20 protein-coding genes and 1 tRNA gene are annotated in these 23,008 nt (G+C 42.9%); 9 read left to right on the top strand and 12 right to left on the bottom strand.

The features are described from left to right. The first annotated feature begins 91 nt into the window (after positions 1 to 91). Positions 92 to 1,060: a M23 family metallopeptidase gene (locus tag RE317_RS04865; protein WP_005845796.1), complete on the top strand. Its 969-nt coding sequence runs from the start codon at positions 92 to 94 to the stop codon at positions 1,058 to 1,060. 33 nt (positions 1,061 to 1,093) lie between these two features. Next, positions 1,094 to 1,441, top strand: a complete 348-nt coding sequence (locus tag RE317_RS04860; protein WP_005845797.1) for a MerR family transcriptional regulator — start codon at positions 1,094 to 1,096, stop codon at positions 1,439 to 1,441. A gap of 91 nt (positions 1,442 to 1,532) precedes the next feature. Here the strand turns inward: RE317_RS04860 and RE317_RS04855 are convergent, their stop codons facing one another. The 5 genes from RE317_RS04855 to RE317_RS04835 form a co-directional block, all read right to left on the bottom strand. Then, a complete protein-coding gene (locus RE317_RS04855) occupies positions 1,533 to 3,803 on the bottom strand; it encodes a bifunctional (p)ppGpp synthetase/guanosine-3',5'-bis(diphosphate) 3'-pyrophosphohydrolase (protein ID WP_005845799.1) in 2,271 nt (756 codons plus the stop codon). Positions 3,804 to 3,904: 101 nt separating this feature from the next. Next, complete coding sequence (locus RE317_RS04850) at positions 3,905 to 5,167, bottom strand: lytic transglycosylase domain-containing protein (RefSeq protein ID WP_005845800.1); 1,263 nt, start codon at positions 5,165 to 5,167, stop codon at positions 3,905 to 3,907. A 4-nt stretch (positions 5,168 to 5,171) separates the two neighbouring features. Then, positions 5,172 to 5,933 (bottom strand): DUF5683 domain-containing protein, encoded by a 762-nt coding sequence (locus RE317_RS04845; RefSeq protein WP_224205276.1) that lies wholly within the window; start codon positions 5,931 to 5,933, stop codon positions 5,172 to 5,174. Positions 5,934 to 5,948: 15 nt separating this feature from the next. Then, on the bottom strand, positions 5,949 to 6,845 hold the full coding sequence (locus tag RE317_RS04840) for a ParB/RepB/Spo0J family partition protein (RefSeq protein ID WP_005845804.1): 897 nt from the start codon (positions 6,843 to 6,845) through the stop codon (positions 5,949 to 5,951). 3 nt (positions 6,846 to 6,848) lie between these two features. Beyond that, complete coding sequence (locus RE317_RS04835) at positions 6,849 to 7,616, bottom strand: ParA family protein (RefSeq protein WP_005845807.1); 768 nt, start codon at positions 7,614 to 7,616, stop codon at positions 6,849 to 6,851. A gap of 257 nt (positions 7,617 to 7,873) precedes the next feature. On the opposite strand from RE317_RS04835, the gene surE reads away from it, so the two are divergent. The 3 genes from surE to RE317_RS04820 are packed head-to-tail and all read left to right on the top strand — an operon-like array spanning position 7,874 to position 10,574. Then, entirely contained in the window at positions 7,874 to 8,647 is a 774-nt protein-coding gene (gene surE, locus RE317_RS04830; protein WP_005845809.1) for a 5'/3'-nucleotidase SurE, read from the top strand. Further along, positions 8,644 to 9,783: a lipid-A-disaccharide synthase gene (lpxB, locus tag RE317_RS04825; protein ID WP_117873483.1), complete on the top strand. Its 1,140-nt coding sequence runs from the start codon at positions 8,644 to 8,646 to the stop codon at positions 9,781 to 9,783. Before surE ends, lpxB begins: the two co-directional genes overlap by 4 nt. Before the next feature lie 56 nt (positions 9,784 to 9,839). Beyond that, positions 9,840 to 10,574 (top strand): NigD-like protein, encoded by a 735-nt coding sequence (locus RE317_RS04820; RefSeq protein ID WP_117851688.1) that lies wholly within the window; start codon positions 9,840 to 9,842, stop codon positions 10,572 to 10,574. Here the strand turns inward: RE317_RS04820 and RE317_RS04815 are convergent. The 3 genes from RE317_RS04815 to rsfS form a co-directional block, all read right to left on the bottom strand. After that, the gene (locus RE317_RS04815; protein ID WP_005845815.1) at positions 10,566 to 11,405 is read right to left on the bottom strand and encodes a phosphatidate cytidylyltransferase; all 840 of its coding nucleotides are present in this window, start codon (positions 11,403 to 11,405) and stop codon (positions 10,566 to 10,568) included. The two genes, RE317_RS04820 and RE317_RS04815, sit on opposite strands and share 9 nt — an antisense overlap. Before the next feature lie 157 nt (positions 11,406 to 11,562). Further along, positions 11,563 to 13,563, bottom strand: a complete 2,001-nt coding sequence (gene ftsH / locus RE317_RS04810) for an ATP-dependent zinc metalloprotease FtsH (protein ID WP_117889616.1) — start codon at positions 13,561 to 13,563, stop codon at positions 11,563 to 11,565. A 17-nt stretch (positions 13,564 to 13,580) separates the two neighbouring features. Beyond that, entirely contained in the window at positions 13,581 to 13,940 is a 360-nt protein-coding gene (gene rsfS, locus RE317_RS04805; RefSeq protein WP_005845819.1) for a ribosome silencing factor, read from the bottom strand. 320 nt (positions 13,941 to 14,260) lie between these two features. Between rsfS and RE317_RS04800 the strand changes: the two genes are divergently transcribed. Next, a tRNA-Gln gene (locus RE317_RS04800) sits at positions 14,261 to 14,331 on the top strand. A gap of 154 nt (positions 14,332 to 14,485) precedes the next feature. Here the strand turns inward: RE317_RS04800 and RE317_RS04795 are convergent. The 3 genes from RE317_RS04795 to rsmA all read right to left on the bottom strand — a co-directional run bounded on the left by RE317_RS04795 (position 14,486) and on the right by rsmA (position 18,769). Beyond that, positions 14,486 to 16,294 (bottom strand): DUF349 domain-containing protein, encoded by a 1,809-nt coding sequence (locus RE317_RS04795; protein ID WP_022508863.1) that lies wholly within the window; start codon positions 16,292 to 16,294, stop codon positions 14,486 to 14,488. Positions 16,295 to 16,554: 260 nt separating this feature from the next. Continuing rightward, positions 16,555 to 17,895, bottom strand: coding sequence for a magnesium transporter (mgtE, locus tag RE317_RS04790; RefSeq protein WP_005845823.1), 1,341 nt, complete (start codon positions 17,893 to 17,895; stop codon positions 16,555 to 16,557). Between the two features lie 31 nt (positions 17,896 to 17,926). Beyond that, positions 17,927 to 18,769, bottom strand: a complete 843-nt coding sequence (rsmA, locus tag RE317_RS04785) for a 16S rRNA (adenine(1518)-N(6)/adenine(1519)-N(6))-dimethyltransferase RsmA (RefSeq protein ID WP_117873485.1) — start codon at positions 18,767 to 18,769, stop codon at positions 17,927 to 17,929. A 98-nt stretch (positions 18,770 to 18,867) separates the two neighbouring features. On the opposite strand from rsmA, the gene RE317_RS04780 reads away from it, so the two are divergent. Both RE317_RS04780 and RE317_RS04775 read left to right on the top strand, forming a co-directional pair. Then, complete coding sequence (locus tag RE317_RS04780; RefSeq protein WP_117873487.1) at positions 18,868 to 19,872, top strand: lysylphosphatidylglycerol synthase transmembrane domain-containing protein; 1,005 nt, start codon at positions 18,868 to 18,870, stop codon at positions 19,870 to 19,872. Next, positions 19,869 to 21,329 carry an aminoacyl-histidine dipeptidase gene (locus RE317_RS04775; protein WP_005845829.1) on the top strand — a complete coding sequence of 487 codons (1,461 nt, stop codon included), beginning with the start codon at positions 19,869 to 19,871 and terminating at the stop codon, positions 21,327 to 21,329. Before RE317_RS04780 ends, RE317_RS04775 begins: the two co-directional genes overlap by 4 nt. Before the next feature lie 61 nt (positions 21,330 to 21,390). On the opposite strand, the gene RE317_RS04770 is transcribed toward RE317_RS04775, so the two are convergent. Next, entirely contained in the window at positions 21,391 to 21,858 is a 468-nt protein-coding gene (locus RE317_RS04770) for a nucleoside deaminase (RefSeq protein WP_117873489.1), read from the bottom strand. 926 nt (positions 21,859 to 22,784) lie between these two features. Between RE317_RS04770 and RE317_RS04765 the strand changes: the two genes are divergently transcribed. After that, complete coding sequence (locus RE317_RS04765; protein ID WP_005845833.1) at positions 22,785 to 23,000, top strand: helix-turn-helix transcriptional regulator; 216 nt, start codon at positions 22,785 to 22,787, stop codon at positions 22,998 to 23,000. Positions 23,001 to 23,008 lie beyond the last annotated feature (8 nt).

Genomic DNA, 23,008 nt, shown 5'->3' with positions numbered 1-23,008 from the left:
GCAAAGATAATTGGTTTTATTATTTTTGTCGTCAAGAATTGTGCAAAATATTGATGTGTTGTGCATTAAAAACTTCAAAAAGCAGAATTAGATGCGTAAAGTCTACTATATTTATAATCCTAAGACCCGAACTTATGACCGCATTTACCCTACAGTGAGGCAGCGTGCCTTAAGCATCTTGCGCCGTTTGTTTGTGGGAATGGGCTTGGGGGCAGGCAGTTTCATTATCTTATTATTGATCTTTGGTTCTCCGTCCGAGAAGGAGCTCCGTATAGAGAATACCCGTTTGCTGGCCCAGTATAATGTGTTGTCCCATCGTCTGGATGAGGCTATGGGGGTGATGCAGGATATCCAGCAGCGTGATGATAATTTGTATCGGGTGGTGTTGCAGGCCGATCCTGTATCGGATGCAGTCCGTAAGGCCGGTTATGGGGGGACAAACCGCTATGAACAGTTGCGGGATATGGCGAATGCCGATCTGGTTATCAATACCACTCAGAAGCTGGATATGTTGAACCGGCAGCTTTATATCCAGTCCAAGTCTTTTGACGAGGTGGTGGATTTGTGCAAGAATCATGACGAGATGCTGAAATGTATTCCGGCCATAATGCCGGTATCCAATAAGAATTTGAAGAAGACGGCTTCAGGTTACGGTGTACGTATAGATCCTATTTATAAAACAGCCAAGTTTCATGCGGGAATGGATTTCTCTGCCAATATAGGTACTCCTGTTTATGCTACGGGAGACGGAACGGTGGTAAAGGCGGGATGGGAAACCGGTTATGGAAATCTGATCCAGGTGGATCATGGTTTCGGGTATGTGACTTGGTATGCACATTTAAGCAAGTATAAGGTTCGCCCGGGGCAAAAGGTGGTACGTGGGGAAGTGATAGGGGAGGTAGGAAATACGGGCAAGAGTACCGGGCCGCACTTGCACTATGAAGTGCACGTGAAAGGAAAAGTGCAGAATCCTGTGAATTATTATTTCATGGATTTGAGTGCGGAAGATTATGACAAGATGATACAGATTGCAGCCAATCACGGTAAGGTATTTGACTAGCCGTGAATTTTTAATTCTTAATTTTAATTTACCATGGCCTATAATCCGAATAAAGAATTGAAACTTTACTATTCCATTGGGGAAGTGGCGAAGATGTTTGATGTAAATGAATCCTTGTTGCGTTATTGGGAAAAGGAATTTCCTATTATTTCGCCCAAGAAGGCGGGAGGGAATGTCCGTCAGTATCGTAAAGAGGATATTGAGAATATCCGGCTGGTCTATCATCTGGTGAAAGAGAAAGGGATGACTTTACAGGGGGCCAAGCAGAAACTGAAGATGAACAGGGAAACCACTATCCGTACTACGGAGATTTTGGACAGATTGAAACTGATACGTGAGGAATTGGTTAGTATGCGTAAAGAACTGGATTACCTGACTTAAGAATATTCACCACAGATTGCACGGATTAAAAACGAGTTGCAGATAATCGTTATGGACAAATCAGTGTAATCTGCGGTGAAACTGGTATTGGTTAATTCGGCTGGTCTTCGAACTTTTCGATACGGGTGACGGTTTTTATCTCATCTATTTTCCTTAGGTTGGTAGTGATGGATTTTACATCATCCACATCGTGCACAAATAGCTGTATTCTTCCTTCAAAGATACCATCGTTACTTTCAATATTCAACTTGTGGATATTTACATTCAATTGTTGTGAAATGATTTCTGTTACCTTGTTTAACAGACCGATGTGGTCAATACCTTTTATGTAGATATTTACAGGGAAGTACAAGGACTTTCCAGTCTCCCATTGGACAGCCAACAAGCGGTTGCCATAACTGCTTTTCAGTTTGGTAGCCAACGGACATTGGCGTTTGTGGATGATGATACGATTATTGTCGCCTATATATCCCAAAACGTCATCTCCCGGAATAGGCTTGCAGCATTCTGCTATCACATAGTTCTTTTGGATAGCTTCGGGAGTCAGTTTCAATATTTTCTTGCTATCTATCTTTGGTAGGGGAACCTTCTCTTCTGTCGGTTTCTCCTTGTTTGTCTTGCTGCCTCCGAAAGCGAAAGAGATATACTTTTTCCAGTTACTGGAAACCGGTTTGTCTTTCAGTTCGTTTTTATCGTTTTCTCCTAGAATGATTGTTTTGAATCCGATGGCTGCAAACAATTCTTCCTGTGTCTTGAGGGTATGCAGATTACAGATCTTTCGTATGTTTTCGGGAGTGTACTCTACTCCCTCCCTGGAGAAGAATTCCCGTAACATTTCCTCACCGGCCTGCTGCATACCTCGCTGTTCGCGTTTCAGTATGGCCTGTATCTTAGCCTTGGCTTTTGCAGTGGTGGCAAAGTTTATCCACGAAGGCTGTACATGTTGTGATTTGGAAGTAAGAATCTCCACCTGGTCGCCGCTTTGCAGTTTGTGGCTCAAGGGCACCAGCTTGTGGTTGACTTTAGCTCCGATGCAATGGCTGCCCAAGAATGTATGGATGGAGAATGCAAAATCCAGTGCCGTACAGTTTTGCGGCATCGTTTTGATTTCACCTTTCGGAGTGAAGACAAATATTTCAGAAGCGAACAGGTTCAGTTTGATGGTATCCAGAAAGTCCATGGCATCCGGTTGCGGATCATCCAGAATTTCCTTGATGGTACGCAGCCATTTTTCCAGTTCGCCCTCGTCTTCACTGCCTCCGCCTTCTTTATATTTCCAGTGTGCGGCAAAGCCTTGTTCGGCTACATCATTCATCCGCTCGCTGCGTATCTGCACTTCTATCCATTGGCCTTTGTTGCTCATCAGAGTTACGTGAAGTGCCTGATAGCCGTTGGCTTTAGGATGGCTTACCCAGTCGCGCAAGCGGTCTGGGTGCGGTTTATAAATCTTGGATATGGATACGTATATGTTAAAGCACTCGTTGAGTTCTTCTTCCGGATTTTTGGGACAGAAGATGATACGGACGGCCAGGATATCATATATTTCTTCAAATGTGATATGCTTGGTCTGCATCTTGTTCCAGATGGAATAAGGGGATTTGACTCGTGCTATCAATTGATAGCTGATACCCATTTTGTCCAGTTGTGCGCGGATAGGTGCTGTAAATTCACGGAATACTTCTTCGCGTTCCGCTTGTGTCTCTTGTAGCTTGGATTCTATCTGTGCATATTCTTCCGGATGCTCATATTTGAAACTGAGATCTTCCAGTTCTGTCTTTATTTTGTTTAACCCCAAGCGGTTAGCCAGTGGCGCATAGATGTATAAGGTTTCTCCGGCAATTTTGTATTGCTTGTTGGGAAGCATGGAGCCAAGTGTACGCATATTATGCAGACGGTCGGCTATTTTGATGAGGATAACCCGGATGTCATCACTCATGGTCAGTAGCAATTTCTTGAAATTCTCGGCTTGTGCGGAAGCCCGGTCTCCGAATATGCCGCCGGATATTTTAGTCAGGCCATCTACAATCTGTGCGATTTTAGGACCAAACAGATTTTCAATGTCTTCCACAGTGTAGTCTGTATCTTCAACCACATCATGCAGTAAAGCCGAACAAATGGAAGTTGATCCCAGTCCTATTTCGGTACATACAATTTTAGCAACGGCTATGGGATGCATGATGTATGGTTCACCCGAGCGTCGTTTTACTCCTTTATGTGCTTGTTTGGCAAAATTGAATGCCTTTGTGATGATTTCTACTTTTTTGCGGTGCTTGGTCGCTAGATAACTGTCCAAAAGTTCCTGAAACCCTTGGTTTATCATTTCCTCATCCGCCTGTTCCTGAGTCTGCTTTTCATCCGTCATATCTTTGCCTCCTATAATCTATACTGCAAAAATATACAAAAAACATATTCAAGCAAGTATTTTCAGAAAATGTATAGTGTTAAATCTGTATTTTTTATCAATCATCTGATCCGCAAACTTCTTCCGGCTCTGATATTATTGCCCTTTATACCGTTTAGATTACGTAATTGGCTGATGGATACGTGGTATTTGGCAGCAATTCCTCCCAATGTGTCTCCTTGTTTGATTTTATGATAAAGAGTTCCCTTGGATGAGCGGTTTCTGCTACTGGTTGTTTCCTTGATGGCTACCGTTTTTCTTTTGGTCAGATATTCATTGGGCTTATAAGCGAACACGCTGTCTTGGCGGTCAATGAAAGTACTGACAAAGTTATTGGGCAGACGAAGTGCGCACAACTCGCTGTTACCGGGAATAATGTCCTTTTTGTATTGGGGGTTCAGGCTGCGAAGCTGGTCTAGGTTGATGTTGCATACTTCTGCCACTTGTTGTAAGTGGAGGTCTTTGTTAATGTGAATGGTGTCTGTAGCGTTGGGAAGCTGTGTTTCCATGGGACAGATGCCATGTTCGCAATAATAGGTCATGATGTAGTTTGCCGCTATGAAAGCAGGAACGTACCCACGGGTTTCTTTGGGCAGATAGTTGTAGATTGTCCAATAATCCGTGGCTCCTCCGGCACGGCGTATGGCTTTGTTGATAGTGCCCGGCCCGCAGTTGTAAGCTGCCAATACCAGATTCCAGTCTTGATAGATGTCGTACAGGTCTTTCAGGTAACGTGCTGCCGCCCAAGTTGATTTGACCGGGTCCCGTCTTTCGTCTATCAGACTATTGTTCTTCAGCCCGTATATTTTTCCTGTACCCAGCATAAACTGCCACAAGCCGGTAGCTCCCTGGCGGGAAACAGCGACAGGATTTAAGGCGGACTCTATAATCGGCAGATATTTCAGTTCTTGAGGAAGGTCGTATAAATCAAGTGCTTCTTCAAAGATAGGCATATAAAAATTGGTTGCCGCAAGCATAAAGGATACTTTATTGCGCAGACGGACGGCATACATATCAATGAATTTGCGTACTGCCTCATTGTAAGGCATTTCTATGATAGAGGGAATACGTGACAGACGATCCATATAGATGGAATCACTTACAACAGGGTTGGTAGAGGCCATTGTGCAGTTCTCTCCCAATGTGATGTGATTCTTAGATTGCCAGTCCCAGTAAAGACTGTCCATTTCTGACTGCATACTTTCAGGAACATCAATAATTTCTTCTTTTCCTGTAGTTTGCGAGTGAACGGTAATACTTTGGGTTTGTGCGCTTATTCCCGTTGTTCCTATAAATGTAAATAAACCAATTAAAAAGTTTTTCATGCGATTAAAATTTGAAGCTGCATTGCAGGCCTATTGTATTAGGTATCCTGCTCCGGCCGTCATTAAAAATAACAGGTTGTATTTGAAGACCTAAGTCTTTGGATATGTCAAAATCAGATAGTTCGGCATCCACGTATGCGTCTATGACAGACAGTATATATACACCGATAAAACAGAATATGCTTAAATCCCGATTTCGGCGATAGAAATCTTTTCGTTTTTTAAAGGTGTCCTCCATACCTTCCGCGCTCATGCCATGAGGCAGGAAGTCTTCGTAGCTTTTGGTATCAGGGTCATCGTCCATAATATCCAGATAGGCTTGAGAATAGTCCTTGTACATTCTGTTGTTCCAGGTCAGCGCATATGCACATCCCACAAAACCACCATATACTATCGGCAGTTTCCAATATTTACGGTTGTATATCTGTCCTCCGCCGGGAATTACCAACGCCAGCCAGATGGCACGGTTGGAGTTCGGGATAAACCGGGGTTTTGTTTCGGCAGCCATTGCTTTCTGTATGGAATCATTTTTACGGACTAAAGCGGCAGTATCAACAGGTGCTTCCATATTTTCTATCTTTTGCCGTTCTTCCAGCAGTTTCAGGCTGTCAATGACAAGTGAATCTTTGACTTGTATAATAGAATCTGTCTTTATACCCATACGGCGGTTGCGTGCCTTTTGGGCGTGAACATTCATGCTTCCAGCCATCATAAGGCATAAAAGCAGGAATGTAAACAGTTTATATGTGGATGTTCTTCTTTTCAATGTAGTAATAACGCTTTATTCTTTCTTTTTCAGTGAATCCAGTATTTCCATGATTCGTTCCAAGTCCTCTTCGTTATTGAACGGAATACTGATCTTGCCTTTTCCTTTGGCTGTACATGATAGCTGTACTTTCGAACCGAAGAATCCGCAGAGGTGGCTTTGCAGCAAAGTGTATTCCTCGGATAGTTTGGAGCCTTTCGGTTTGATCTTCTTCCCACCGCTGTCCACTGTCTCGCCACTGCTCAGTGCCTTGACAATTTCTTCCACTTTACGGACAGAATAGCCTTGTGACTGTATTTCATTAAAGATACGTATTTGGGTCTTAGGATCATCTAAGGACAATAAGGCACGGGCGTGTCCCATGTCTATTTCGCGGTTTTTCAATGCTACTTGAATCTGGGCCGGAAGTTTCAGCAGGCGCAGATAATTGGCGATAGTGGTACGTTTTTTCCCTACACGTTCGCTCAGCCGTTCCTGTGTCAATGCATATTGTTCCAATAAATGTTGATAAGCCAGTGCAATCTCCAATGAATTCAAATCTTCACGCTGAATATTTTCAATCAACGCCATTTCCATTACATTCTCGTCATCGGCTGTGCGGATGTATGCCGGAATAGATTTAAGTCCTGCCTGTATGGAGGCGCGGTAACGACGTTCTCCGGCTATGATCTGGTAAGAGTCTTCACTCAGTTGACGCAACGTAATGGGTTGGATGATACCAATTTCGGCAATAGAGTCGGCCAACTCCTGTAACGCCACCGGATCAAATTCACGACGCGGCTGGTTAGGGTTGACGGATATTTTGCTCAGTTCTATCTCGTTGATAGAAGATGAGCCGGCTGTCTTTACTTCTTCAGTCGAGATCAGTGCGTCAAGCCCGCGTCCTAAAGCAAATTTCTTCTGTACTGCCATTGTTTACTTACTGTTACGTGTTATAATTTCTTGTGCCAATGCCAAATGATTCTTGGCTCCGGTAGAGTCGGCATCATACAATATTGCAGGAATGCCGTGGCTGGGAGCTTCGCTCAGTTTGACGTTACGCTGTATAATTGTCTTGAATACCAATTCTTGAAAATGGCGTTTCACTTCATCATAAATCTGGTTGGCCAGACGCAGACGTGAATCGAACATTGTCAGCAGGAAGCCTTCTATTTCCAGTGAAGGATTCAGTTTCGATTTAATAATCTTAATGGTATTCAGCAATTTGCTGATGCCCTCTAATGCAAAATATTCGCATTGAACAGGGATAATCACTGAATCGGCTGCTGTCAGCGCATTGATTGTTATCAAGCCTAACGACGGGGAGCAGTCTATCAGGATATAGTCATATTCGTCCCGCATTGGGGCTAATACTTTTTTCATGATCTTCTCGCGGTCTTCCAAGTTCAGCATTTCTATTTCTGCGCCAACCAGGTCGATGTGTGAAGAAACAATGTCGAGTCCGTCAATGTCGGTGGTATAAATTGCTTCCCGTATATCGGCTTCGTTGATAATACATTCATAGATAGAGCATTCTACCTCTTTGATGTTCACACCCAATCCTGATGATGCGTTGGCCTGAGGGTCTGCATCAATAACCAGCACCTTTTTCTCCAGTGTTGCCAGAGAAGCTGCGAGGTTAATCGTTGTGGTAGTTTTACCTACGCCACCTTTTTGATTGGCTAAAGCAATAATTTTTCCCATATTAATCAGTTTTTCTCGCTGCGAAGTAACAAATAATAGGTGATTGCACCTATAAAAAACGGCAGACATTAGCAAAACTGTTGATAACTCATTGGTTTTGTTAATAACTCAACGGCGGCAAAGATAGAAATTTTCATTCAATTCTATTCTATTTTTAGCACTGGGTTGTAGAACATTAAGATAATTTTCTTTTCCGGTGAGGGGTAGTTCCGGCAAAGAGTTGTATCTTTACGCTCCGAGAAAAAGAGTGGAAAAATATGAAGAAAGAAAAACCGTTGATATTGCTGTCAAATGATGACGGCGTGGAAGCTAAGGGATTGAATGAATTGATACGCGGGTTGCGTGGAATGGGTGAGATAATCGTAATGGCACCGGACGGTCCTCGTTCGGGAGCTTCGGGGGCGATCACTTCCGAGCATCCTGTGAAGTATTACAAGGTACGTGAAGAGGAGGATTTGACTGTGTATAAATGTACGGGCACACCGGTAGATTGTGTGAAACTGGCATTGCATACGGTGGTTCCCCGTCGTCCCGATGTGGTGATAGGTGGAATAAACCACGGTGATAATTCTTCAGTGAATGTGCATTATTCCGGTACGATGGGGGTAGTGATTGAAGGGTGTCTGAAGGGGATCTCTTCTATCGGATATTCATTATGTAATCATTTTGCGGATGCTGATTTCTCTTCATCGCTGCCTTATATACGCCGTATTACTGAGCAGGTCCTGGAGCATGGCTTGCCTTTGGGGATTTGCTTGAATGTGAACTTTCCGGATACAGCTTCCTTGAAAGGGGTACGCATCTGCCGTCAGACGAATGGGGCTTGGATTAATGAATGGAAGCGTAGTCTGCATCCTCGGGGGGGAGAGTATTTCTGGCTGACCGGAGAGTTTGATAACTATGAACCGGAAGCGGAAGATTCGGATCACTGGGCATTAGGACATGGGTATGTGGCGGTAACTCCGACCCAAATTGATGTGACTGCTTATGGGATGATGAATGAGTTGAAAAACTGGAATCTGGAAGTATGAAATACTATTTGATAGTAGGCGAGGCATCAGGCGATTTGCACGCATCTAATTTGATGCGTGCCTTGATACAGGAAGATCCGGAAGCAGAATTCCGTTTCTTTGGCGGGGACTTGATGACGGCTGTTGGTGGAACGCGGGTGAAGCATTACAAAGAACTGGCTTATATGGGTTTTATCCCGGTGTTGTTGCATTTGCGTACTATCTTTCGGAATATGAAAGAATGTAAGCAGGACATTGTTCGTTGGGCTCCTGATGTAGTGATTCTGGTGGATTATCCCGGCTTTAACCTGAAAATAGCCGAGTTTATAAAGAAGCAGACGAAAATACCTGTCTACTATTATATTTCTCCTAAAATATGGGCTTGGAAAGAGTATAGGATTAAAAATATCAAGCGGGATGTGGACGAACTGTTTTCCATCCTGCCTTTTGAGGTTGAGTTTTTTGCCGGACATCAGTACCCTGTTCATTATGTGGGTAATCCTTGTGTAGATGCAGTGGATGCTTATTGTAAGGAACATCCGGATGGATTTCCGGAATTTGTGGCGGATAATGGCTTGTCCGAAAAGCCTGTTATCGCATTGTTGGCGGGCAGCCGGAAACAGGAAATCAAAGACAACCTGCCGATGATGCTGGAGGCTGCTGCTCCGTTTACCAAAGATTATCAATTGGTGCTGGCAGGGGCTCCGGGGATGAACCCTGCCTATTATTCGGATTATATAAATCCGAATGTACCGGTTAAAATCATTTTCGGACAGACCTACAGGTTGTTGCAGCACGCGCAGGCGGCATTGGTGACTTCGGGTACTGCAACTTTGGAAACAGCTCTTTTCCGTGTTCCTCAAGTGGTGTGTTACTATACTCCGGTAGGGAAATTTATCGCTTTTCTTCGCCGGCATATTCTAAAAGTGAAATATATTTCGTTGGTTAATCTGGTAGCCGACAAGGAAGTGGTTCGTGAACTGGTGGCGGATACGATGACGGTGGATAACGTGCGTTCAGAGTTAGAATCTCTTTTATATAATAAGGTATACAGAAATAAGGTGTTGGAAGAGTATGATCGTATTATTCAGATTTTAGGTCCGGCAGGAGCTTCGGGGACAGCAGCCCGTGAAATGGTAGCTTTGTTGAAGAAATAAACTTTTCACGATCTCTTTTTGTTCTTTCGGGTAAACAACTTAAACCCTGGAAGTATATGAAATATTTTTTTCAATCTATGTTAGGGGCGATGCTTCTTTTGAGCGGAGTATTCGCCTTTTCATCTTGTGGTAATGATGAAAGTGATCCGGACAGTACGGTGACTATAGCTATGGCTACCGTAGAAAAACAACCTCAGTATGATGCTCCTTATTTGGTGTTGGACAACGGAGAGAAGTTGTGGGTGGTGCAGCATATTGTTCCTTACCGGGATTTGAAGGCAGGAGAACGGATTTTTGGAAATTATTCTTTTTTGGAAGCCGGTGAAAGTGGATTTGCTTATAATATCCGTTTGAATGACTATACCTTAGTACCTGTTCAGGAAATTATCGGATTGAACCCCGATAATATGGACAGTATTGGAAATATGAAAGTACAGATCAAGGATATGTGGCCTTCTGATGACTATCTGAATGTACGTTTTATGTTGAATTTTCCCAGTCCGCAGAAACCTATTCTTAATCTGGTTGTGAATGAGATGATTCCTTGGACAAAGGACGGATATGCGCATTTGGAACTCCGCTATAATAACAACGGAAGTCAGGGCAGATTGGTACCTGGTATGGTTTCTTTTAAATTAGGTGATTATTCACCGGAAAACAGTGAATTGAAAGGAATAAAGGTATTGGTTAATCCTGTGGACGGGGAAGAAAAAACATATATTTTCTCTTATCCGCTCACTGGCGAGGATGTACCGGGCTTTAATCCTTTGGATTTGGCAGAGTTAAAATAAAGAAACTACATACAGATAGACTACTGCTGCCGGGATTGCGAGAATCGCGCTGTCAAAACGGTCGAGCATTCCACCGTGTCCCGGTAAAATATTGCCCGAATCTTTGATGCCTAGACGGCGTTTTAATAAAGATTCCGTTAAATCTCCCCAGGTTCCGAATACTACCACTGTCAATGCTAGTCCGATCCATACTCCGGTAGACATGAAAGGGAAGAAGTGAGATAGCAGGAAAGAAGCTATGATACAGAAAATGCCGCCGCCAATAGAGCCTTCCCATGACTTCTTAGGAGAGATGCGTTCAAATAGTTTATGTTTGCCAAACAGCATGCCTGTACAGTAAGCACCTGTATCATTCACCCAGTTGAATATAAAAATAGATAGTGGGAGAATAGCGTTGTATTGTGAAAGGCTGGCTGTTTCGTCCGAATGGAAAGCCAATACATTCAGCAAAGCGAATGGCAAGGCAATATACATCTGGCTTAACATGGCATAAGCCCAATTATTCAGCGGGTTTTCTTTTTTCAAATAAAGTTCGCTGACCATCAGATAAATAAATAAAGCTAAATAAGGAATAAATATACCTGTTTGTGAAGGATCTATTCCAAAATAGAAAAAGCACAGGAAAAGAAAAATTCCGCTGAGAATACATATACGTTTATTTACTTGTATTCCTTCTACATGATTGACCAAATTACAGAATTCATTGATTGCCAATGCGCTGATAATGGCAAATAGGATGCCGAATGAGACAGCCCCTCCCACGATGCAGCCTATCAGTACTGCAACAAAAATAATTCCGGTTATGGCACGTTGTAAGAAATTGCTTTTCACGGTCGTTAGTCTTAAGTGATTCAAAAATCAAAGTAGAAGATCTGTTTTTTTTCATTCTGAGTGGCCATGAAGAATCCGGATATATCTGGATTATTACGGACTCTTTGTATCATTCAGAATGACAATGCTTATATAGTTGACAGATCTTTCTACAATGTTATGCTTCTTTTTTTTCCTTTTCCTCAGAATCTGAAGAATTCTTCTCTTCAAAATCTTCGGTTACTTCTACTGGTTTTGCTGTAGCTTCTAAAGCCATAATTTCTTCTGAACGTGAAGTCCAGGGGCGTTTGCCGAAAATGCGTTCCACATCTTCGGCGAAAATTACTTCTTTTTCAACCAACAGACGGGCCAGCTCGTTGTGACCATCTTTATGTTCGGATAATATTGCTTTTGCCCGATCATATTGTTCGTTGATCATTCTTTTCACTTCTTCGTCAATCAGTTCGGCTGTACGTTCACTGTAAGGCTTGCTGAAAGAGTATTCATCGTTGCTGTAATAACATAAGTTGGGTAACTTTTCACTCATTCCGGCATAAGCAATCATTCCATATGATTGTTTTGTCACACGTTCCAAATCGTTCATGGCACCGGTTGAAATATGTCCGGTGAACAGTTCTTCGGCTGCACGTCCACCTAAAGTGGCACACATTTCATCCAGCATCTGCTCTTTGGTTGTGATCTGCCGTTCTTCGGGCAAATACCATGCGGCTCCCAATGCACGTCCACGGGGAACAATGGTTACCTTAATCAAAGGATTGGCATGTTCCAAAAACCAAGACAGCGTAGCGTGACCGGCTTCGTGTAAGGCAATAGTACGCTTTTCTTCGGCAGTCATGATTTTGGTTTTCTTTTCCAAACCACCGATAATACGGTCTACAGCATCTAGAAAATCTTGTTTCCCAACCGCATTCTTACCATGGCGGGCGGCGATCAGTGCTGCTTCATTACATACATTGGCAATATCTGCCCCACTGAATCCCGGAGTTTGACGGGCGAGCAAATCCAGATCAACACTTTCGTCCAGTTTTAAAGGCTTCAAATGTACTCCGAATACTTCTTTACGTTCGTTTAAGTCGGGTAAGTCAACATGAATCTGGCGGTCAAAACGACCGGCACGCAATAATGCCTTATCCAATATATCCGCGCGGTTGGTAGCGGCCAAAATGATCACACCGCTATTTGAACCAAAACCGTCCATTTCTGTCAATAATTGGTTTAATGTATTTTCGCGTTCATCATTTCCACCCATGCTTGGATTTTTGCCACGGGCACGTCCTACCGCGTCAATTTCATCAATGAAAATAATGCAAGGAGCTTTCTCTTTCGCCTGGCGGAACAAGTCACGTACACGGGATGCACCTACTCCGACAAACATTTCCACAAAGTCGGAACCCGAAAGCGAAAAGAAAGGTACATCCGCCTCACCGGCAACAGCTTTTGCCAGCAAAGTCTTACCGGTTCCCGGAGGGCCTACCAGTAAAGCGCCTTTAGGTATCTTACCTCCCAGCTCCGTGTATTTCTGAGGTTGTTTCAGAAACTCTACAATTTCCTCCACTTCTTGTTTAGCTTCCGCTTGTCCGGCTACATCTTTAAAAGTAATCCGGTTAGTTTTGTCTCCTTTTTCGTATACCTGAGCTTTGCTTTTACCTACGTTGAACGGATTGGCGCCTCCGGCCCCTGCTCCGCCGCTCATGCGGCGCATGGCAAACATCCAGATACCGATCAACAGTAAAAACGGAGCGATATTCCAAAATAATGCACCGAAGTAGTCGCGTTTCTTTTCATAACTGATAGATCCGGTAAAATGACCTTCTTCCTGTGCCTTTTCCATGAATTTATCCAATGACTCCATGGAACCTATTTCTACGTTCAAGGCTGGATTACGACCTACTTTTTTATAGTCATTTTTAAATACATCTTTAACAAATTCCGGTTTAATGTACATTTCTACCGTGTTGTCATCGTATGCAATTATTTTATTGGCATATCCCTTGTTTATCATATCTTTAAACTCGGTATATGTTATTTGTTTGTCAATTCCTCCTTCTTGATTGGAAAAGTAGAGGATGGCAAAACTCATGGCAATGATAACATACAGCCAACTCAAATTGAAGCGTGGCATATTTATCTTTGGTTTATTATTGGTATTTTCACTCATTTTGATTCTGTATTGGATTAGTCTAGATCAGGAATTTGGGTTAGTTTGGCATCTGCCCATAAATGTTCCAGATTATAAAAATTTCTTGTTTCCGGCAAAAAGACATGTACCAGTACATCACTGTAGTCCATTGCAACCCATTCTGCGTTTCTCAGTCCGTCTATTCCCGTAGGTTTGTCATTTATTTCTTTATGTACATATTCCTTGACTGAGTCAACGATAGCTGTAACTTGACTTGGGGAATTACCTTGACAGATTACGAAATAGCTGCAAATGGTATCATTAATGGCGGTGAGGTCCGCTATTACAATGTTTTTACCTTTCTTTTCTTGAATGCCTTCTGTTATTTTTTTTACTAAAGTCTCTGCTTCGTTCATTATAATGTTATTAACAACTGATTATTCTAATATATGTATTTACAACAATGCACAAAGATACTTGGTTTTCTCATTCTAGCGAAAAAATGTGCATTAAATATATTCGGTTTTTGTTTTTTTTAGTTAGAGAATCTTTTTATTGTTATGTTAAGTCTAGAATGATGATACACGGTCAAGAAGGATAAGGAAGGCCGGAAAAGAAGGCAAATGGAGAAAAAAAGAATCTTGATTAGAAAAAAAAGCTTCAAAAATTTGTGGATTAAATAAAAAGCCGTATCTTTGCAGCGTCAAAATCAAAACGGGTGTTTTGATAGGAAAATTGGGATATGGTGTAATGGTAACACAACAGATTCTGGTCCTGTTTTTCCAGGTTCGAATCCTGGTATCCCAACAGACAAACCACTTGTCAAAGACAAAGATCTTCTAAAATTATAATTTTAGAAGATCTTTTTTTATTTTGTGTTGGTTATCTTAAGAATTAGTAGTGTTATATGAAAAAAGAGTCTAACGCATTTGCGTTAGACTCTTTTTTCATATAACTGTTTTTATTCGTTTTTCATTGATTGGTCGATCACCTCAATTTTTTTCAAGATCAATTCTAGGTCTGCTTTGAGTTTTTCCACTTTACGATTCATTTCCGTAACCAAACTGCTACCTTTTTTGGAAGAACTGGTCAGGAAGCCCAAATTGTTCTCATAAGTCTGAATTTCGTTCTTCATATTTTCGTAAGCACGAACCAGTTTTTCACGTTCACGATAAAGGTTGCCTTCCTTGCTGATGGTTGATTTAAAATTGCTTAATTTTTTCTGTGATGCGGAAAGATTCAGCTTGTCAAACAACTTGTCGATGACACCATGATATTGCTTGTACAGTTTATCTTTTTCTTTAAACGGTACATGACCGATGCCGTTCCATTCTTTCATTAATTCTCGAATGGTGTTTCCCGCATCCTCTTCCGGTGTTTCCTGTGCGTCAATTGCATTTAATTTTTCAATGATCGCCTTTTTCTGAACCATGTTTTCCTGTTCAACCGAGCGTTGTGAAGAAGTCGCCTTGTTCTTTTGCTCGAAGAAATAATCACATGCGGCAATGAATCGTTTCCATACGGCATCCGAATACTTTTTAGGTACAGGACCGATTGTTTTCCATTCCTTTTGTAATTTGCTTAGAATATCAGCAGTTGCTTTCCAGTCTGTGCTTTCTTTTAGTGCTTCTGCTTTTTCACATAATGCTTTCTTCTTTTCCAGATTGCCTGCCATACTTTCCTTGATGGATTTGAAGAACTCGGCTTTGCGTTTGAAAAACTCATCACAAGCGGCACGGAAACGTTCGAATATCTTCACGTTCATTTTTTGAGGTGCGTAACCAATTGTTTTCCATTTAGCTTGCAAAGCAATGATTTCCTGAGTTTTGTTTTCCCAGTCTTGGAAAGTAGTGAACGTATCGTATTCCATCGCTTCCACAATTTCACAGATTACGGTCTTTTCATCCAAATTACGTTGCTCTTTTTCTTTTAAGGCTTCGAAATGTTGCTGGTGACGACGGTTTACGGCTGTAGAGGCAGTTTTGAACCGGGTCCATATATCTTCGCGCAATTCTTTTGCAACAGGACCCGTATTCCGGAATTCCTGATGTAACTTTTGTAATTGGTGGAAAGCGGAAATCACATCTTCTTCATCAGCCAATTTCTCTGCGGCTTCACAGAGATGAGTTTTTATTTCAAGATTCTTTTTAAAATCATACTCACGGAATTCATTGTTCAGCTTTATCAAGTCATAGAACTTTTCTGCATAGTGCTGATAATTTTTCCATAGTTCATTTACCTTGGCAGCCGGCACCTGTTTTATATCGTTCCATTCCTGTTGCAGTTTCTTGAATTCATTGTATGCTTTGTTGGCATCTTCGGGAGATTCGGCAAGTTCTTTCAAGCGGTCGATAATGGCGAGCTTTTTCACCAGGTTATCTTCTTTTTCTTTATCTTGTTCTGCTTGTATGGCGCTTCTTTTCTCTTTGATAGAGCTCATGATATCTTTGAAACGGCTTTCAGCATCGTCCGGTTGGGGAATAAATGCCTCAGGAGCACCTCCGCCATCAATAAATGCCTTACGGGCGGCTTCTTGCTCAGCCTTGTGCAGCTTGTAGAAGTTCTGTTTCAATAAATCCAACTCTTGTTTGTCTGCATTGCAGGCGTCTTCGTTGATTTCTTTTAAACGTTCGATGACCTCTTCTTTCGTTTGTTTAGGTACATACGTAGCGTTATTTTCTTCTGCAGTAGCGGAAGATGATACCAAAGTTTCAGATGTCTGTTCCACTGGAACTTCGGTTAAAGGGCGGATAGTTTCATTCGAGTCCATCGTATAGATTTTTAAAGTAAGCGTTTTTGTTATAACAACAATTTACAAATTAAAAGAAATAAATTAGAACTTCATACTGTTTTTCCCGATTTTTTTAGGAAAATCCTTAAAAGTGGAGAAAATAGGAGAATCAAGGGGGATAAATGCACTGCAGATTACATAGATTCATACAGATTCTCTTTTATTGTGATTCTTTGCCGGTTTCTGTGTGAATCTGTTTTTCTCTGAATTTCAATCTATGTAATCTGTAGTGAAATGTGTCAGGATAGTAATACGGTGATGCCCATATAAAGCATCATACCTATAATGTCATTGGTGATGGATATGAACGGACCTGTAGCGATGGCCGGATCTATTTTTAGTTTTTCCAGTGTCATAGGAACCAGGGTCCCAAAGATGGAAGCGAACATGACTACTGCAAACAGGCTGAATGAAACCGAATAAGTCACGGTGGCACTTGCCCCGAAACGGATGAAATTATAGATATATACCAGCATAGAAATAATAGTAGCATTGATTACGGCCACTACAGATTCCTTTACTATTTGTTTCCAGGTGTTTTGGGCATCCAGCGAGCTGTTTGCCAGTCCTTGTACGATAAGTGCCGAGGACTGTGTTCCCACATTCCCCCCTGTTCCGCCGATAAGGGGGATGTAGAGGGCCATTTCGGGATGTGCGGCAAAAGTGCTGTCAAAGTTGCCCAGAATCATGGAGTTTCCTATTCCGCCTATCATGCCGATGAGCAGCCAGGGCAGACGGGCTGTAGTCTGGCGGAATACATTATCGTCTGTTTCCACGTCTTGTGACAAACCTGATGCCAGCTGGTAGTCGCGCTCAGCCTGTTCACGTACTTCGTCCATCACATCGTCTACCGTAATCCGTCCTACCAGGCGTCCGATACTGTCCACTACCGGAACGGCGACCAGGTCATATTTTTCAATGGTTTGTACCACTTCGTCTATAGGGGTATCTACATGGACGGATATCGGTTCTTTCCTCATCACGTGCTTCACTTTGGATACGGAAGGGCTGGTGATCATTTTCTTCAACGGGAACACACCGCGCAGCCGCTGGTCATCGTCTACTACATATACATAATAGATTTCGTCCATATCTTCCGCCTGGATGCGCATTTCCTTCAGACATTCGGGCATACTCCAGTTTTCGTTTACGATTACCATTTCGGTACCCATCAATCCACCGGCAGTGTCTTCGTCATATTTCAACAAATCGACAATATCTCCGGCTTGTTCTATGTCTTCAATGTGTGAGAGGACTTCTTCTTGTTTGTCCTCGTCCATTTCACGGATAATGTCCACGGCATCATCCGAATCCATGTAGTCAACGAACCGTTTGGCGATTGTTTCAGAGGGAAGGATTTCCAGGAATTCCTTACGGGCGTCTTCGTCCATTTCGATAAGGACATCGGCGGCAGTCTCATTGTCCAGTAACAGGTATATGAACCGTGCTTCTTCCGCATCCAGTTCATTGCACAGCTCTGCTATGTCGGCAGGATGCAGTCCGGCAAGCAAGTCCTTCAGTTGCTCTGAGTCTTTTTGCTCGATCAGCTGCTCTACTTTTTCTAATTCCTCTTTATTCATCCTATTCTTCCGTTAATATAATAAATAGGTGTTATTCTTTCTTGTTTGTTCCTTTCCGGGCGATATCATTGCTATAGACAATATCCGTCTTGTTTTTCAGCGCCGCTTCCACCCGGTTGGTCAGTTCGATAAACTCTTGTACAGACAACTGTTCCGGGCGTTTGTTGAAAATGGGGTCTGTGCTCAATGGGTTCTCTTTGTCTAAAATGGAAGAAATAGAGTTTCTCAAAGTTTTACGCCGTTGGTTGAATGTTGTTTTTACAATGAGCTTGAACAATTTTTCATTGCATCCCAGTTCCGTCGTTTCATTGCGTGTCATACGGATGACCGCACTTTTCACCTTGGGAGGCGGATTGAATACATGTTCGTGTACGGTGAACAGGTATTCTACTTTGTACCAGGCTTGTATCAGGATACTGAGAATGCCGTATGTCTTGCTTCCGGGACCGGCGGCAATGCGTTCGGCCACTTCTTTTTGGATCATTCCGGTACAACAGGGTATCAGGTCTTTGTAATCCAGCATTTTAAAGAATATCTGGCTGGATATATTATAAGGATAGTTGCCGGTCAGGACAAAAGGTTTTCCGTCAAATAATTTTTCGAGGTTCAGTTTCAAGAAGTCGTCTTCAATGATATTATTTTCCAGGGCAGGGAAGTTCTCACGGAGATAGGCTACAGATTCATAGTCCAGTTCCACCACTTTTACCGGACGGTTTTTCTGCATAATAAACTGGGTTAGTACCCCCATCCCCGGTCCTACTTCCAGAATTGGCAAGTCAGGGCACACGTCTACCGTATCGGCTATATCTTTTGCAATACTGAGATCTTTCAAGAAGTGTTGTCCTAGAAATTTTTTTGGCTTTACTAATCCCATTCCGTTATTTTTCTATCGTTAATAAATAGGTTTATTTCGCTAAGATAGTATCTTTGCATCGTGCAAAGGTAAACATTCTAAATTAATATACACAGATTTTGGAACGAACTCGATTAAAAAAGATTATAAATAAAGGTTTGCAGATTGCATTTCCGTTATTTTTGGGGGCTGCGATACTGATATGGATGTATCACGGATTCAATTTTTCCCGGGTGTGGGAGGTCTTGGATGGAGGAATGAACTATGGGTGGATGTTAGTGTCATTAGTGTTTGGTGTGTTTAGCCATATTTTTCGTGGCTGGCGGTGGAAGCTTACGCTGGCTCCGTTGGGCGAGCATCCCAAAACATCCGATTGTGTGTATGCCATCTTTGTGTCTTATGCCGCCAACTTGGTTGTTCCCCGTGTAGGTGAGATTTCCCGTTGCGGGGTGTTGGCTAAATATGATGGTACATCTTTTTCCAAATCGCTGGGTACGGTGGTTACGGAACGGCTGATTGATACGCTGTGTGTGTCGTTGATTACAGGGGTAACTCTTATAATGCAGGCAAGGGTATTCGATATTTTTTTTAAAGAAACCGGCACGGATACCACGGTTTTGGCACAGGTATTTACTTCGGGGCATTTCTATATCACTATCGTCTGTGTGCTGGCCGTATTGGTGCTGGCTTTTTTTCTGATCAGGAATGTGACGGTCTTTGCTAAGGTGAAAGGCATTCTCCATAATGTATGGGTCGGTGTACTGTCTTTGCGTCATGTAAAGCGGATGCCTCTGTTCATTCTTTATACCGTCGGTATCTGGACTTGCTATTTCCTGCAATTCTATGTTTCTTTCTTTTGTTTCGATTTTTCCGATAATTTGGGAGTGATGGCGGGACTGGTCATGTTTGCTGTAGGTAGCATTGCGGTAGTAGTTCCGACTCCTAATGGGGCGGGTCCGTGGCATTTTGCTGTCATAACGATGATGATGCTCTATGGAGTGGGAAAAGAAGATGCGGGAATTTTTGCCTTATTAGTGCATGGAATACAAACTTTTTTATTAATTTTGTTGGGTATATATGGATTAGCGGCTTTGCCGTTCACAAATAAAACTAAGAAGTTATGAGTACAATTCTCTCTCTCGCTCCGCAGAATGTGTGGAAGCATTTCTATTCATTGACTCAGGTTCCCCGCCCTTCGGGTTACTTGAAGAAAGTGCAAGAGTTCTTGCTGAACTTTGGAAAAAGTGTAGGCGTAGAGTCATTCCAGGACGAAGCCGGTAATATTATTTACCGCAAGCCTGCCACTCCGGGGATGGAAAACCGTAAGAAGGTGATTCTTCAGGCTCACATGGACATGGTTCCTCAGAAGAATAACGATACAGTGCATGATTTTGAAAATGATCCTATCGAGACTTACATTGACGGAGATTGGGTGAAAGCTAAAGGCACGACTTTGGGAGCCGATGATGGCATGGGTGTTGCCGCTATCATGGCTATCATGGAAGACAAGACGCTGAAACATGGTCCGTTGGAAGCACTGATTACTGCCGACGAAGAAACCGGTATGTTCGGTGCGTTCGGTTTGAAGCCGGGAACGGTAGACGGTGATATTCTGTTGAATCTGGATTCGGAAGAAGAAGGAGAATTGTATATCGGTTGTGCAGGCGGTGAAGACCTGACAGCAGTGTTGGAATATAAAGAAGTGGAAACAGATCCGGCTGACATTGCTTTGAAAGTTACCTTGAAAGGGCTGCGCGGTGGTCATTCAGGATTGGAAATAAATGAAGGACGTGCCAATGCCAACAAGCTGATGGCTCGTTTCATGAACCAGGTGATAACTTACGATGAGGCTTGTCTGGTGTCCTGGCAAGGTGGCAATATGCGTAACGCTATTCCTCGTGAATGTGAAGTGGTCATTACGGTTCCGGCTGAAGAAGAAGCGGACGTACTGGAATTTGTGCAGGAGTGCGAAGCATTGTGGAATGAAGAATATCATGTACACGAAACACCGATCAGCTTCAAGGCAGAACGGGTGGAATTGCCTGCGATGATGGTTCCCGATGAAATTAAAGATAATCTGGTGGATGCCATTTATGCTTGTCAGAATGGAGTGATGCGTATGATTCCTACTATCCCCGATACCGTGGAAACCTCTTCCAATCTGGCTATTGTTTCTATAGGTGGTGGCAAGGCGGAGATAAAAATCCTGGCCCGCAGTTCACGCGATTCAATGAAGGATTATCTGAATACTGCATTGGAAAGCTGTTTCTCTATGGCAGGTATGGAAGTAACCCGTTCAGGTGGTTATTCAGGCTGGGAACCCAATGTGGATTCTCCTATTCTGAAAGCCATGAAGGAGTCTTATAAGGCACAATTCGGTACGGAACCTGCTGTGAAAGTGATTCATGCCGGCTTGGAATGCGGTATCATCGGTGCGGTGGTTCCGGGATTGGATATGATTTCTTTCGGTCCTACCTTGCGTTCTCCTCACTCACCGGATGAACGCTGCTTTATTCCTTCTGTAGGCAAGTTCTATGATTTCGTGGTAGCTACGTTGGAAAATACGCCGGTAAAAGAATAGTCTTTAAGATCTTATAAAGATTTCGGGCGCGGATGATAGGGATTTCGTCCGCGCCTTTCTATTAATACTCCACTTTGTCACTTTTCTCTGTCCATTGTTGGAATGCCTTTATCGCCTCTTCCGCCAAAAGAACTTCGGAAGGCAGCTTGCGTGCCGAAGGCTTCAGGCTTAACTCATCATAGATAAAAGAGTCGTCAAAACCTATATTCTTGGCATCTGTCTTGTTGTTTGCATAATACATTTTATCCAGTCGTGCCCAGTAAATGGCTCCCAGACACATAGGACACGGTTCACACGAAGTATAAATTTCACATCCGCTCAAGTTGAATGTTCCTAGTTTGCTTGCCGCCGCACGGATGGCGCTGACTTCCGCATGGGCGGTAGGGTCGCATTGTGAAGTGACACGATTGACTCCGGTAGCGATAATTTCTCCGTCCTTGGCGATAACTGCTCCGAAAGGGCCGCCGCCGTTTGCCACGTTCTCTATAGAAAGCTCAATGGCTTTCCGCATTAATTCTTCTTTTTCCATAGTGGTTCTATTTCTTTTTGTACAGAGCAAATATACAATATTTCCGGCTATATACTGCGGGAGTGGGCTTATTTTATTCGGAAACTGCCGCTTCATGTGTACACTTGTCGGTTTCTGCTACCGTTGAGATGATTGTCAGTGCCTCCGGGGACATTGCCCTGTTTTTTGTTTCAGAAGCTTCAGCCTCTCCGCAAAAGCCCGTCAATAGGGCGAAGCGGCTGAAGGATTGCCTTTGGAAATTTCTTCAGCCCGATTATGGAAGCTTCAGTTTTTGGCTGTTCGGGATGTGTTTGTGGAAGTTTATTTTCTCTAGTGCTTTTATGCCTGTTGGAAATGATGTTACTATTAGGAAGAGTTTGCTTTGACTGCCTTTCAAAATTATCGTTTCATTTTAGTGAAGAAGTTGTATCACTTTAGTGATCAAATTATTTCACTCTAGTGATGAAACTTCATCACTAGAGTGAAACGATAAACTTGAAAGGCAGAAAATATAAACTTATCCTGATGAAAAAGAATATGTTTCCGGTTGTGTCAGTTTGCTCATTTAGGGGTGCAATACGGTGACAAGTGCCTGGATATAGGACTTTTGAAGCATTGGGGAACCAGTCTGTGCGGAGTACGCATACTCCCAGAGGCGCGGCTGAAGGATTTTTCTTCGGGCTGAAGCATTTTCCGGTGTAATCCTTCAGCCGGAATGCCCACCGGCAAAGGGTTTGCGGAGAGGCTGAAGCTTTTGAAGGAATTTTCCTGTCCTTTTTCTTTGTATCACGAATTTGCTGAATACTCCTGGTTTTCCGTAATGCGATGGCCCGGGCTAATACTTTGCACCCTTTCGGGTATATTATGCAAAAGAAGCTAATAAATTATACCCATTAGGGTGTAATTATCGCTGGTTTTGCTATATTGGTACCCTAAAGGGTGTAATTATGAATAATTCATTGTCATTGTTTGTTAAGGAAATGCGCAAGCGGTTCGGACTTACGCAAGTAGATTTGGCAGCTAAGGCGGGAGTGGGGCTTCGCTTTGTGCGCGAGTTGGAGCAAGGAAAGCAAACTTTGCGAATAGACAAGGTAAACCAGGTGCTTGCCCTCTTCGGGTATGAAGTGGGAGCAGTGCCTGCAGGAAAGGAGCATAGCGTATGAGAAGGGGA

Source organism: Phocaeicola sp. GP0067 (assembly GCF_031119655.1).
GTDB classification, from domain to species: domain Bacteria; phylum Bacteroidota; class Bacteroidia; order Bacteroidales; family Bacteroidaceae; genus Phocaeicola; species Phocaeicola vulgatus.
The sequence above is the reverse complement of the archived record's forward strand: the minus strand, read 5'-3'. Positions and strand labels throughout refer to the sequence as shown.